Consider the following 14025-nt stretch of genomic DNA (forward strand, 5'->3'; position numbering starts at 1 on the left):
CCAAAACTTATTGTTATCGCTGTTCAGATGAACAGAGCATGAATGAAAGCTCGCAGCTGCGAGGAGTGACAGTTGTATGATTGAGAATAAAAAGAAGCCCAACCCCATTGACGTGCATGTCGGCAGCCGCATCCGTCTTCGTCGTAACATGCTGGGCCTCAGTCAGGAAAAACTAGGCGAAAATCTCGGCATTACCTTTCAGCAGATCCAGAAATACGAGAAAGGCACCAACCGTGTCGGTGCAAGCCGCCTTCAGGCGATCTCGGCCATTCTGAATGTCCCGGTCTCCTTCTTTTTTGAAGACGCGCCGGGTTCCTCGAACCAGGCCGGTTTTGCAGAAGATAATGAAGCGACCTACGTTGTCGACTTCCTGAATTCCAATGAAGGCGTTCAGCTGACCCGTGCCTTCACGAAAATTTCAGATCCCAAAGTGCGCCGCAAGATCATCGATCTCGTGAAGTCGCTCGCTGCGGACGCTGACTGACTGCATATCCTGAAAAGGCGATAGGAACGGGACATGGCCGTGTCCCGCCGGACTTGGCACTTCACGGCGCGGGAGCAGTCGGAAAAGGCCATGCGGAACGAATTTTCGTGCCGAGGCGCTGCCGCAACAAGAATATGCATTGACGGTTTAATCCCAACTTCGCTAACACATTACCGTGCCCGGAACGCTGGAACCTGTTCCGGGCGCTACTGTGTTTCCATGGCGGAGATATTCTCCGTTGGATTTTCAAGAGGGGTTACCCGTGTCGCGCAGTTCTTATCTCTTCACCAGCGAATCTGTGTCCGAAGGCCATCCGGACAAGGTTTGCGACCGCATCTCCGATGAAATCGTGGACATGATCTACAAGGAAGCGCGCCGCACCGGCGTCGATCCGTGGTCTGTCCGTGTTGCCTGTGAAACGCTTGCGACCACCAATCGCGTGGTCATCGCCGGCGAAGTGCGCGTGCCGGATACTTTCCTGAAGAAGAATAAGGATGGCACCATCGCCCATGATGCTGCCGGGCATCCGCTCATCAATCCTTCGCGTTTCCGTTCGGCGGCCCGCAAGGCGATCCGCGAAATCGGTTACGAACAGAACGGTTTCAACTGGAAGACCGTGAAGATCGACGTGCTTCTGCATCCGCAATCCGCCGACATCGCGCAGGGCGTGGACAACGCCGCCGACCGTCAGGGCGAAGAAGGTGCGGGCGATCAGGGCATCATGTTCGGCTATGCCTGCCGCGAAACCCCCGATCTCATGCCGGCGCCGATCTATTATTCGCACAAGATTCTGGAAAAGCTGTCCGAAGCCCGCCACAAGGGTGAGGGCGACGCGGGCAAGCTCGGGCCTGACGCCAAGAGCCAGGTCACGGTGCGCTACGAGAACGGCAAGGCCGCCGAGGTTACGCAGATCGTTCTTTCCACGCAGCATCTGGATGCAAGCTGGGATTCGAAAAAGGTCCGTTCGGTTGTCGAACCCTATATCCGCGAAGCGCTCGGCGACCTTCCGATAGCCGCCAACTGCAACTGGTACATCAATCCGACCGGCAAGTTCGTCATTGGGGGACCGGACGGCGATGCCGGGCTGACCGGCCGCAAGATCATCGTGGACACTTACGGTGGTGCCGCTCCGCATGGCGGCGGTGCATTCTCCGGCAAGGACACGACCAAGGTTGACCGTTCCGCCGCTTATGCTGCCCGTTATCTCGCCAAGAACGTGGTTGCCGCCGGACTTGCCGACCGCTGCACGATCCAGCTTTCCTATGCCATCGGCGTTGCACAGCCGCTGTCGGTCTATGTCGACCTGCATGGCACCGGCAAGGTGGCCGAATCTGCGGTCGAGGAAGCGCTGCGTGAAGTCATGGACCTGTCGCCGACGGGCATCCGCAAGCATCTCGACCTTAACAAGCCGATCTATGCCAAGACCTCATCTTATGGTCATTTCGGTCGCAAGCCGGGCCGTGACGGTTCCTTCTCCTGGGAGAAGACGGACCTGACCAAGGCTCTGAAGGCTGCGGTGGCGTAACTTCCGGCGGGAAGTTGCATCTAAAACCGCTTGGCATTATGTGTGCCGACGATTTTCGAGGAGCGCGGTCTTGGATCGCGCTCTTCTGCTATTGGAGCACATCCCGAAAAGTGTGAAACGGTTTTCGGACTAGATGCGCGTCAAAATAGATGGATAGAGCACCAGATATGATGCCCACGGATAAAGTATGACCGAAGAATCTCATCCTCTGCGCGGTGCCGGAAATTTCTTCGGCCGTCGCCACGGCAAGCCTTTGCGGAGCCACCAGAAGAACCTGTTCGAGGATCTTCTGCCGCGCCTGAAGATCGATGTCGAAAATCCGGCACCGCAGGATTTGCGCCCGCTCTTTGACGCAAAGGTTGATGCCGTGCGCCTGGAGATTGGCTTCGGCGGCGGCGAGCATCTGCACCACGAAACCGGCCGCTATCTGCAGACAGGCTTCATCGGCGTCGAACCGTTCATCAACGGCATGGCCAAGATGCTGGCGGCACTGGATGCAGAGTCGCGGCAAAACCTGCGCCTCTATGACGAGGATGCGACGGCGGTATTGGACTGGCTGCCGGATGCTTCCCTGACGGGCATCGATCTTTTCTATCCCGATCCGTGGCACAAGCGCCGCCACTGGAAACGCCGTTTCGTGAGCGACGCCAATCTGGATCGCTTCGCTCGCGTGTTGAAGCCCGGCGCGAAATTCCGTTTTGCTTCGGATATCGAACATTACGTCAACTGGACGCTCCAGCATTGTCGCCGTCACCCGGCATTCGACTGGCAGGCGGACGGCCCGTCCGACTGGAATGATGCCTATGAAGGCTGGCCGGGCACGCGCTATGAAGCAAAGGCTTTTCGCGAGGGACGCCGCGCCGCCTATCTGACCTTTATCCGCCGTTGAAGCGGCTGGGCGTAAACGGAATGAATCGAACAGCAGAAGCGGTCTTGAAAAAATCCGCTTCCGCTGGTATATAGGCTTCAAATTCTTGGTCGTTTGAACAAGAGTGGGCCCTCCCGGACCCGCTCTTTTTTGTTACTTACGGCTCTGTAAAAAGGTTTATCGAGTGACGGAACAGGAACAGGCAATTGAAGCCGCAGGCGCGGATGAGCGTATCATTCGCGAAACGGGCATCGATGCAAAAGTAGCAGGCATTGTGGAGCCGGTGCTCAATACGCTGGGTTTCCGCCTTGTGCGTGTGCGCCTTTCCGGCCTCAACGGCCAGACCTTGCAGATCATGGCCGAGCGTCCCGACGGCACGATGACGGTCGACGATTGCGAGCTGGTCAGCCGCACCGTTGCGCCGGTTCTCGACGTGGAAGATCCGATCAATGGAAAATACCATCTGGAGATCTCCTCTCCCGGTATCGACCGCCCGCTCGTCCGCAAGTCGGACTTCGCCGACTGGGCCGGTCACATTGCAAAGGTGGAAACTTCCATCGTTCATGAAGGCCGCAAGAAGTTCCGTGGCCGTATCGTTCTGGGCGATGCGGAATCCGTCGTGATCGAAAGCGACCAGATTTCTTATGGCAGCGAACCTGTCGTGCGCATTCCATTCGATCTGATCTCGGATGCGCGCCTCGTTCTGACCGATGACCTGATCCGCGATGCGCTGCGCAAGGACAAGGCCCTGCGCGAAGGCCGCATTCCGGGTGACGATCTCGGTAGCGATGAAGCGGACGGGCAGTCCGACGGAGCCGCATCGGACGAAGCCGAAGATAAAGAATAAGTTTCAGGCGTCCGGCATCTTGAGGAGCCGGATGCGACACCAAGGAGAGTCCAATGGCAGTCAGTGCTAACAGGCTGGAGCTTTTGCAGATCGCCGATGCGGTCGCACGCGAGAAGTCGATCGACCGCGAGATCGTTCTTGCGGCCATGGCCGATGCGATCCAGAAGGCGGCGCGTTCGCGTTACGGCCAGGAAAGCAACATTCGCGCGGACATCAATGCGAAGTCCGGTGAGATCAAGCTGCAGCGCCTGCTCGAAGTCGTTGAACACGTCGAGGATTACGCGACGCAGATTTCACTCTTCACCGCCCGTGATCGCAACCCGGACGCACAGATTGGTGATTTCATCGCTGACCAGCTTCCGCCGATGGATTTCGGCCGTATCGCCGCGCAGTCGGCAAAGCAGGTCATCGTGCAGAAAGTGCGTGAAGCCGAGCGTGACCGCCAGTATGACGAATACAAGGACCGTGTCGGCGAAATCGTCAACGGTACTGTGAAGCGCGTCGAATACGGCAATGTGATCGTTGATCTGGGCCGTGGCGAAGCCATCGTGCGTCGTGACGAACTGATCCCGCGTGAAGCTTTCCGTTACGGCGATCGCATCCGCGCCTATGTCTACGACGTGCGTCGTGAACAGCGCGGTCCGCAGATTTTCCTGTCGCGTACCCATCCGTCCTTCATGGCGAAGCTTTTCACCATGGAAGTGCCGGAAATCTACGACGGCATCATCGAAATCAAGTCGGTTGCCCGTGATCCGGGTTCCCGTGCCAAGATCGCGGTCGTCTCGCGTGACGCTTCCATCGATCCGGTCGGCGCCTGCGTCGGTATGCGCGGTTCGCGCGTTCAGGCCGTTGTGGGCGAGCTGCAGGGCGAGAAGATCGACATCATTCCGTGGTCGCCGGATGCGGCTTCCTTCATCGTCAATGCGCTTCAGCCAGCTGAAGTTGCCAAGGTTGTTCTCGATGAAGATGCCGAACGTATTGAAGTTGTCGTCCCGAATGACCAACTATCACTTGCAATCGGTCGTCGTGGTCAGAACGTGCGTCTGGCTTCCCAGCTCACCGGCTGGGACATCGACATCCTGACGGAAGACGAAGAATCCGAACGTCGCCAGAAGGAATTCGCCGAACGTTCGACCCTGTTCATGGAAGCGCTCGACGTCGACGAGATGGTCGGTCAGGTTCTGGCTTCCGAGGGCTTTGCCTCGATCGAGGAACTGGCCTATGTCGAGCCGGGCGAAATCGCCTCCATCGATGGCTTCGACGACGATACGGCTGGCGAAATCCAGGAACGCGCCCGCGAATATCTGGATCGCATCGAAAGCGAACAGGATAATCGCCGCAAGGAACTGGGCGTCGCGGATGAACTGCGCGAACTGCCGGGCATCACCACGGCGATGCTGGTGGCTGTCGGCGAAGACGGCGTGAAGACGATCGAGGACTTTGCCGGTTATGCCGTTGATGATCTCGTTGGCTGGCGTGAACGCAAGGACGGCGAAACCGTCGCCCATAGCGGCATCTTCTCTCCGTTTGACGTTTCGCGCGTCGATGCGGAACAGATGGTGCTGACTGCGCGTTTGAAGGCAGGATGGATCACGGAAGAAGAACTGGCATCGGCTCAGGAAGAAGAAGCCGAAGCTGGCGAAGAGGAAGCAGCTTCTTAAGAAGCCTGCTGGAACAGGAGGGCCGCGTGGCTCTTACGTCTGGTTCATTTCAGGCGTAAGCTGTGCGGCTCTCGCAATTGAGTTCTGAAAAATGGCCGTCGTTCATCCGGATTGATCGGCCAGTTCGGCTTTCGAGGGCGGTGGTGGCCGTCCTGAGCATCCACCCGAAAAATCGGTTGGGATTTTCGGAAAGCGCGATGCTTGGATTCATCGGTTTGGAGCGTCCTTTGTGCGTTTATGAGGACCCATGGCGCTCTAACGGGTTGTGGTGGGGCTTTCGCTCTGGTACAGCGCCCGCGTTGGGTCCGATGTGCGGGCAGACCGCGATGTGGCAAGACTGGAGTACGCGTGGAGCAGGATATGAATGACAGAACCTGTATCGTCACGCGCGAAAGCGGTTCTGCCGATGTTTTGATCCGGTTCGTGGCTGGTCCCGATGGTTCCGTCGTGCCGGATCTGAAACGAAATCTGCCGGGCAGGGGATGCTGGGTCAAGGCCGAGCGCCGTCTGGTGGATGAAGCGGTCAAGCGCAAGCTTTTTGCGCGGGCGCTGAAAGAAGGTGTAACGCCGCAGGCGGATCTTGGCGCGCTGGTTGACCAGCTGCTGACGAAATCTGCTCTCGGCAGTCTCGCTCTGGCCCGCAAGGCCGGTGCTGTGGTGTCGGGCTCCACCAAGGTGGACCAGGCGATCCGTACCGGGGCAGCCGCCATGGTGTTGCACGCAAGGGAAGCCGCTGCCGACGGCGTACGCAAGCTTGATCAGGCTCGCCGTGCCGTGGTGCATCTGGATGGTCCGGAAATCCCTTCTTTCTCTCTTTTTACGGGAGAAGAAATGGATTTGGCATTTGGGGGCGGAAATGTGATACATGCAGCCGTACTTGAAGGAAAGGCGGCAGCCGGGTTCGTAAAGCGGGCGCTTATATTGCATCGCTATCGCGGTGAAAGCGCATCGGACTCGGAGTAGAGTGCAGCTCTGGAGGGGTTTGGCAGGCCCCGGATGGGATTGCACGTTGAAGCGGATGACTGGAGCTTTATCCAACATGACCGGGTCGCGTTGGATAATGCTCGAGTAGAGCGGCCGGAGCCGCGAAGGAAACGGAAACGTAATGAGCGATAAAACGAACGACGACAAGACGCTGAGCGTTAATACGAAGAAGACGCTGACCATGAAGCGGCCAGGCGTCGAGCAGAGCACCGTGCGCCAGAATTTCAGCCACGGCCGCACGAAGGCTGTCGTCGTTGAAACGAAGAAGCGCAAATTCTCGCGGCCTGACGAGAAGCCGGAAGTCGAAGCGGCGGCCCCACGGCCTGCTGCTCCTGCCCCGGCGGCTCCTGCGCCTGCAGCCCCTGCACCGGCCCAGGCCGCACAGCCTGCCCAGGCTGCACAGCCCGCTCCGGCAGTGCGCGCGCCAGCACCTGCAACTCCGGCACCCAAGCCGGCAGCACCTGCTGCTTCGGTAACGAGGCCGCATGTCGCGCAGCAGCGCCCGATGCAGCAGCGCCCCGGTGGACAGCAGGCACAGCGCCCGCGTCCGTCCGACCGCTCCGGCATGGTTCTCAACACGCTGTCGCGCTCTGAAATGGATGCGCGTCGCCGCGCACTCGAGGAAGCACAGGTACGCGAAGTCGAAGAACGCGCTCGCGCTGTCGAGGAAGCCAAGCGTCGCGCCGAGGAAGAAGCACGCCGCGCCAAGGAACGTGAAGAATCTGCCCGTCGCCAGGCGGAAGAGGAAGCTCGTCTCAAGGCCGAGGCGGATGCCCGCCGCAAGGCCGAGGAAGAAGCCGCCAAGCGTATGCCGCAGCCCGAAGCCCGCACCGAGCGTCGCGATGACGCGCGCCCGGCGCCGCAAGGCAATCGTCCGCGTGAGGCGGGTCGTCCTCAGGGCAGTCGCCCGCCGCAAAGTGGCCGTCCGCAACAAGGCGGACCGCGCCCGGCGCCGAGCCTCGTCGATGCTGCCCCCATTCCGGGCAAGCCGCTTCCGCAGAGCCAGCTTCGCAAGCCCGGTCAGTCGGATGACGACGATGACCGTCGCGGCGCAGTTCGTCGTGGCACCCCCGCCAAGCCGGAAGTGCGTGCACCGAAGGTTGTGAAGGGCGAAGATGACCGCCGTCGCGGCAAGCTCACTCTCACGAGCAATCTTGAGGAGGAGGGCCGTTCGCGTTCGCTTTCGGCGATGCGCCGCCGTCAGGAAAAGTTCAAGCGTTCGCAGATGCAGGAAACCCGCGAAAAGATTTCGCGTGAAGTGACCATTCCTGAAACCATCACGTTGCAGGAACTTGCCCAGCGTATGACCGAGCGCTCCGTTGACATCATCAAGTACCTGATGAAGCAGGGCCAGATGATGAAGCCGGGCGACGTGATCGACGCTGATATGGCGCAACTGATCGCTGAAGAGTTCGGCCACACCGTCAAGCGCGTTGCGGAATCGGACGTCGAAGAAGGCATCTTTGGCGTTGCCGACAACGAAGCCGCACTGGTTTCCCGTCCTCCGGTCGTGACCATCATGGGCCACGTCGATCACGGCAAGACTTCGCTGCTCGACGCCATTCGTCATGCCAACGTCGTGTCCGGCGAAGCCGGTGGCATCACCCAGCATATCGGTGCCTATCAGGTCGAACAGAACGGCCAGAAGATCACCTTCATCGATACGCCGGGCCACGCCGCATTCACCGCGATGCGTGCCCGTGGTGCGCAGGCGACCGACATTGCCATTCTGGTGGTTGCCGCTGACGACAGCGTGATGCCGCAGACGATTGAATCGATCAACCATGCCAAGGCGGCTGGTGTCCCGATCATCGTGGCGATCAACAAGATCGACAAGCCTGCCGCCGATCCGCAGAAAGTTCGCACTGCCCTGCTGCAGCACGAAGTCTTCGTGGAATCGATGGGCGGTGAAGTGCTCGACGTGGAAGTGTCGGCGAAGAACAAGATCAACCTCGACAAGTTGCTTGAAGCAATTCTGTTGCAGGCTGAAATCCTTGATCTCAAGTCCGATCCGACGCGTACCGCGGAAGGCGTCGTCGTCGAAGCCCAGCTTGATCGTGGCCGTGGTTCGGTTGCAACCGTTCTGGTTCAGACCGGTACGCTGCATCCCGGTGACATTCTGGTCGCGGGCAGCGAATGGGGCCGCGTGCGCGCTCTGGTCAATGACCGTGGCGAGCATGTCAAGGAAGCCGGTCCGGCAATGCCGGTCGAAATCCTCGGCCTTCAGGGTACGCCGCAGGCGGGTGACCGTTTCGCAGTCGTTGCCAACGAAGCCAAGGCGCGTGAAATCGCCGAGTACCGCCAGCGCCTGGCGCGCGACAAGGCCGTCGCTCGCCAGTCCGGTGCACGCGGTTCGCTCGAGCAGATGATGAACCAGCTTCAGGTTTCGGGCACGAAGGAATTCCCGCTCGTCATCAAGGGTGATGTGCAGGGTTCCATCGAAGCCATCACCAATGCGCTGGACAAGCTTGGCACCGACGAAGTTCGCGCCCGCATCGTCCATTCGGGCGCAGGCGGCATCACGGAAAGCGACGTGTCGCTGGCCGAAGCCTCCAACGCCGCGATCATCGGCTTCAACGTCCGCGCCAACAAGCAGGCACGTGACGCAGCCGATCAGCAGGGCATCGAAATCCGCTACTACAACATCATCTATGATCTCATCGATGACGTTAAGGCAGCGATGTCGGGTCTTCTGTCGCCGGAGCGCCGCGAAACCTTCCTTGGCAATGCCGAGATTCTCGAAGTCTTCAACATCACCAAGGTCGGCAAGGTCGCCGGTTGCCGTGTCACCGAAGGCAAGGTCGAGCGTGGTGCAGGCGTCCGCCTCATTCGCGACAACGTGGTTATCCACGAAGGCAAGCTCAAGACGCTCAAGCGCTTCAAGGACGAAGTGTCGGAAGTTCCGGCCGGTCAGGAGTGCGGCATGGCGTTCGAGAACTACGACGACATTCGCGCAGGCGACGTCATCGAAGCCTTCCGCGTCGAACACGTTTCGCGCACACTCTGATTACTGTCTCGCCGGGCTGCCGTAAGGCGGCCCGGCTTTTCATTATCCGGTCCAGAGGGTCTGACTCCCGGCTGGATTGTGGTAAGTTGCGTATTATTACGCCTGCCAATTTGTAGTCATGTTGTCGGACAGTCCTTCGCGGCTGGATGCCGATTGGCGGCTGTTTATCGAGGGTATAGCCATGGCACGTTCTCCAGATCCAAAAGGCTCGGGCGGCCTTTCCCAGCGCCAGCTCCGCGTCGGCGAGCAGGTGCGCCACGCATTGGCGCAGGTGCTGCAGCGGGGGGAAATCCGCGACGATCTCATTGCCCGCACCGTGATTTCCGTTTCGGAAGTGCGTATGTCGCCCGACCTCAAGATCGCGACCTGCTTCATCACTCCGCTCGGGGATGCCGACACGCAAGCCGTTATCAAGGCACTCGCCGCAAATGCAAAGTTCATTCGCGGACGCATGGCGCCCAGCCTCAGCCAGATGAAGTACATGCCCGAATTCCGCTTCCGGGCCGATACCAGCTTTGACAATTTTTCCAAGATCGATGCGCTGCTCCGCTCGCCGGAAGTCGCCCGCGACCTTGGGCATCACGATGAAGAAGACCGGGAGGCAGACAAGGCTTCCGGCAATGGAGACGAGTAAAGCATGGCAAGACGGGGCAAGAAAAAAGGTCGCCCGATATCCGGCTGGGTTATTTTCGACAAGCCGAAAGGGATGGGATCGACCGAGGCGGTCTCGAAGATCAAGTGGCTGTTCAATGCCGAAAAGGCCGGCCATGCCGGTACACTCGATCCGCTTGCTTCCGGCATGCTGCCCATAGCGCTTGGCGAAGCGACCAAGACCGTGCCTTATGTCATGGATGGAACCAAGATCTACCGTTTTACCGTGACCTGGGGCGAAGAACGTTCCACCGACGATCTGGAAGGCCAGCCGACCAAGACATCGGAGAAGCGCCCGTCGCGGGCGGATATCGAAGCACTGCTGCCCAATTATACTGGCGTCATTTCACAGGTTCCGCCGCAGTTCTCGGCTATCAAGATCGACGGCGAGCGCGCCTACGACCTCGCCCGTGAAGGCGAAACGGTCGAAATCCCTTCCCGCGAAGTCGAGATCGACCGTCTGGAAATCGTGGGCATTCCGGATGCCGACCGCACCGAGTTCGAAGTCGAATGCTCCAAGGGCACCTATGTGCGCTCGCTGGCGCGCGACATGGGGCGTGATCTTGGCTGCTACGGCCATATTTCGGAGCTGCGCCGCATCGAGGTTGCCCCGTTTACGGAAGAGGATTCCGTGACGCTGGCGGAACTGGAACAGGCATGGCCGCCGCTCCCGCCGAAGGATGAGGACGGCAATATCGTGGAGCCAGCTCCGCGCCGGGATTTTTCGGCGATCGACGCATTGGTCATCGATACGGGTGCTGCACTCGACTGCCTGCCGCAGGTGGCGCTTTCCGACGATCAGGCGCAGCGCGTGCGTCTCGGCAATCCGGTGATCCTGCGCGGACGCGATGCACCTCTGGAGGCAGACGAAGCCTGTGTCACCACACGCGGAAAACTGCTCGCCATCGGCTATATCGAACATGGACAGTTCAAGCCGAAGCGGGTTTTCACAACCGGCTGACGTTTCGTTGGATGATGGCGGTGAGGTGGCAAATTGAATTGAGACTGGCATTCCTGCCAATTTTGCACTATATGCCCCTCATCGATCATGCGTAACAGCATGTCAGATCGTGTAAATGGCCCGCGCTGGACGACATCCCGGCCCGGGCGTCTGGTTTTCCTCTCATCTAGAAAGGGTGTTACGATGTCGATTACTGCTGAGCGCAAGCAAGCACTTATCAAGGAATACGCCACCAAGGAAGGCGACACCGGTTCTCCTGAAGTACAGGTTGCCGTTCTTTCCGAGCGTATCGCCAACCTCACCGAACACTTCAAGGGCCACAAGAATGACAATCATTCGCGTCGCGGCCTCCTGAAGCTGGTTTCGCAGCGTCGTCGCCTTCTTGACTATGTCAAGGGCATTGACGAAGCGCGTTATCAGGCGCTGATCGGCCGTCTCGGCCTGCGCCGCTAAGGTTGAAATCGGGCGACGCCTCAAAACGTCGCCCGTTTGATTTATCGGCATTTGGTCATGCGGATAGCCGCGAACCGATCAAATGCGACTGTAAGCATGTCTCCCAAGAGCGGGAACCGGTTTTGGGACGAAGACATGCCTTGAAACAACAGATTGAGCTGAAGCGCGAACATATGTGAGCGCATCCGCTCTATCGGGCGAACGCCCGCTGGCATGAAACGACGCACAGGGTGCATTCCGTCATGCCTATGAAGAGCTCACAAGGCTCATGACCTGGACCAGTCATGGGGCAGGATTGCAGGCAGTTCGTGTCAGAGCGTATTCGGAAATGAATGTTCTGACACTTACGAACTTCCCGTTGTCTTGCCCGTGGCCCGTCCGCCAACCGAGGCGATGCCTTCAGGCGCTTTTGCGCGGCATCACCACATGAGGACAAGATATGTTCAATACCCATAAAGTAGAAATCGAATGGGGCGGTCGTCCGCTCACGCTCGAAACCGGCAAGATCGCCCGTCAGGCTGACGGCGCCGTACTCGCAACCTATGGCGAAACCGTCGTTCTGGCGACTGTCGTTTCTGCCAAGGAGCCAAAGCCCGGGCAGGATTTCTTCCCGCTGACCGTCAACTATCAGGAAAAGACCTATGCCGCCGGCAAGATTCCTGGTGGCTACTTCAAGCGTGAAGGCCGTCCGAGCGAAAACGAAACGCTGGTTTCGCGCCTGATCGACCGTCCGATCCGTCCGCTTTTCGTCGATGGCTACAAGAACGACACGCAGGTTGTCGTCACCGTTGTCCAGCACGATCTGGAAAACGATCCTGACGTCCTTTCGATGGTTGCAGCTTCCGCAGCGCTCACCATTTCCGGCGTGCCTTTCATGGGCCCGATTGGCGGCGCACGCGTCGGCTACATCAACGGCGAATATGTTCTGAACCCGAATATCGACGAAATGCCGGAATCGAAGCTCGATCTGGTCGTCGCGGGTACGTCGGAAGCCGTGCTGATGGTCGAATCCGAAGCACAGGAACTCTCCGAAGAAATCATGCTTGGCGCCGTTGTTTTCGGCCAGAAGGGCTTCCAGCCGGTCATCGATGCGATCATCAAGCTCGCTGAAGTTGCCGCCAAGGAACCGCGCGACTTCCAGCCGGAAGACCTGTCGGCTCTCGAAGCCAAGATGCTGGCCGTTGTCGAAAACGATCTGCGCGACGCTTACAAGATCACCGAAAAGCAGGCCCGTTATGCCGCCGTCGATGCCGCCAAGGCAAAGGCGAAGGAACATTTCTTCCCCGAAGGCGTGGAAGAAACCGAAATGTCGCCGGAACAGTTCGCGACCATTTTCAAGCATTTGCAGGCCAAGATCGTTCGCTGGAACATTCTTGACACCGGCAGCCGCATCGATGGCCGCGATCTGAAGACCGTTCGTCCGATTGTATCGGAAGTCGGCCTTCTGCCGCGCACCCACGGTTCGGCTCTGTTCACCCGCGGTGAAACGCAGGCTATCGTTGTTGCCACGCTCGGCACCGGCGAAGACGAACAGATGATCGACGCCCTGACCGGCACCTACAAGCAGCCTTTCATGCTGCACTACAACTTCCCGCCTTATTCGGTTGGTGAAACCGGCCGCATGGGTTCGCCGGGCCGTCGCGAAATCGGCCATGGCAAGCTTGCCTGGCGCGCAATCCATCCGATGCTGCCTTCCGCTGAACAGTTCCCTTACACGATCCGCGCCGTTTCCGAGATCACGGAATCGAACGGCTCGTCCTCGATGGCAACCGTTTGCGGCACGTCGCTGGCTCTCATGGATGCAGGCGTTCCGCTTGCACGTCCGGTTGCCGGTATCGCCATGGGCCTGATCAAGGAAGGCGAACGCTTCGCCGTTCTGTCCGACATTCTGGGTGATGAAGATCACCTCGGCGACATGGACTTCAAGGTTGCCGGTACGGAAAACGGCATCACCTCGCTGCAGATGGACATCAAGATCGACGGTATCACCGAAGAGATCATGAAGGTCGCTCTGGAACAGGCCAAGGGCGGTCGCGTTCACATCCTCGGCGAAATGGCCAAGGCTCTGTCGACCTCGCGTGAAGAACTCGGCGAATTTGCTCCGCGCATCGAAGTGATGAACATCCCGACCGACAAGATCCGCGATGTTATCGGTTCTGGCGGCAAGGTCATCCGCGAAATCGTGGAAAAGACCGGCGCCAAGATCAACATCGAAGACGACGGCACGGTGAAGATCGCTTCATCGAACGGCAAGGAAATCGAAGCCGCCAAGAAGTGGATTCATTCGATCGTTGCCGAACCGGAAGTCGGCGAAATCTACGAAGGCACGGTCGTCAAGACCGCCGACTTCGGTGCTTTCGTGAACTTCTTCGGCCCGCGTGACGGTCTGGTTCACATTTCGCAGCTCGCTTCCGACCGCGTTGCCAAGACCACCGATGTGGTCAAGGAAGGCCAGAAGGTCTGGGTCAAGCTCATGGGCTTTGACGAGCGAGGTAAGGTTCGCCTGTCGATGAAGGTTGTCGATCAGGAAACCGGCAAGGAAATTGCCCAGGAAAAGAAGAAGGAAGATGCCGACGCTGAATAA

General features: G+C 59.1%; 11 protein-coding genes. All 11 read left to right on the forward strand.

Annotation, left to right across the window (positions count from 1 at the left end; translation table 11 throughout):
* Positions 1–76: 76 nt before the first annotated feature.
* The 11 genes from OINT_RS12325 (at position 77) to pnp (ending at position 14025) form a co-directional block, all read left to right on the forward strand.
* On the forward strand, positions 77–484 hold the full coding sequence (locus OINT_RS12325) for a helix-turn-helix domain-containing protein (RefSeq protein ID WP_006468145.1): 408 nt from the start codon (positions 77–79) through the stop codon (positions 482–484).
* A gap of 262 nt (positions 485–746) precedes the next feature.
* Positions 747–2009, forward strand: coding sequence for a methionine adenosyltransferase (metK, locus tag OINT_RS12330; protein WP_006473099.1), 1263 nt, complete (start codon positions 747–749; stop codon positions 2007–2009).
* A gap of 187 nt (positions 2010–2196) precedes the next feature.
* The gene (gene trmB / locus OINT_RS12335) at positions 2197–2898 is read left to right on the forward strand and encodes a tRNA (guanine(46)-N(7))-methyltransferase TrmB (RefSeq protein WP_006468147.1); all 702 of its coding nucleotides are present in this window, start codon (positions 2197–2199) and stop codon (positions 2896–2898) included.
* Positions 2899–3061: 163 nt separating this feature from the next.
* On the forward strand, positions 3062–3724 hold the full coding sequence (gene rimP / locus OINT_RS12340) for a ribosome maturation factor RimP (protein ID WP_006473098.1): 663 nt from the start codon (positions 3062–3064) through the stop codon (positions 3722–3724).
* 53 nt (positions 3725–3777) lie between these two features.
* Positions 3778–5385: a transcription termination factor NusA gene (gene nusA / locus OINT_RS12345; protein WP_006468151.1), complete on the forward strand. Its 1608-nt coding sequence runs from the start codon at positions 3778–3780 to the stop codon at positions 5383–5385.
* 348 nt (positions 5386–5733) lie between these two features.
* On the forward strand, positions 5734–6348 hold the full coding sequence (locus OINT_RS12350; RefSeq protein WP_268870292.1) for an RNA-binding protein: 615 nt from the start codon (positions 5734–5736) through the stop codon (positions 6346–6348).
* Between the two features lie 142 nt (positions 6349–6490).
* Positions 6491–9376, forward strand: a complete 2886-nt coding sequence (infB, locus tag OINT_RS12355) for a translation initiation factor IF-2 (protein ID WP_006468155.1) — start codon at positions 6491–6493, stop codon at positions 9374–9376.
* 181 nt (positions 9377–9557) lie between these two features.
* On the forward strand, positions 9558–10010 hold the full coding sequence (gene rbfA, locus OINT_RS12360; protein ID WP_006473096.1) for a 30S ribosome-binding factor RbfA: 453 nt from the start codon (positions 9558–9560) through the stop codon (positions 10008–10010).
* Positions 10011–10013: 3 nt separating this feature from the next.
* Entirely contained in the window at positions 10014–10988 is a 975-nt protein-coding gene (truB, locus tag OINT_RS12365) for a tRNA pseudouridine(55) synthase TruB (RefSeq protein WP_006468157.1), read from the forward strand.
* Positions 10989–11171: 183 nt separating this feature from the next.
* The gene (gene rpsO, locus OINT_RS12370) at positions 11172–11441 is read left to right on the forward strand and encodes a 30S ribosomal protein S15 (protein WP_006473093.1); all 270 of its coding nucleotides are present in this window, start codon (positions 11172–11174) and stop codon (positions 11439–11441) included.
* A gap of 439 nt (positions 11442–11880) precedes the next feature.
* Entirely contained in the window at positions 11881–14025 is a 2145-nt protein-coding gene (pnp, locus tag OINT_RS12375; RefSeq protein ID WP_006468160.1) for a polyribonucleotide nucleotidyltransferase, read from the forward strand.

This window comes from Brucella intermedia LMG 3301 (assembly GCF_000182645.1).
Taxonomy (GTDB): domain Bacteria; phylum Pseudomonadota; class Alphaproteobacteria; order Rhizobiales; family Rhizobiaceae; genus Brucella; species Brucella intermedia.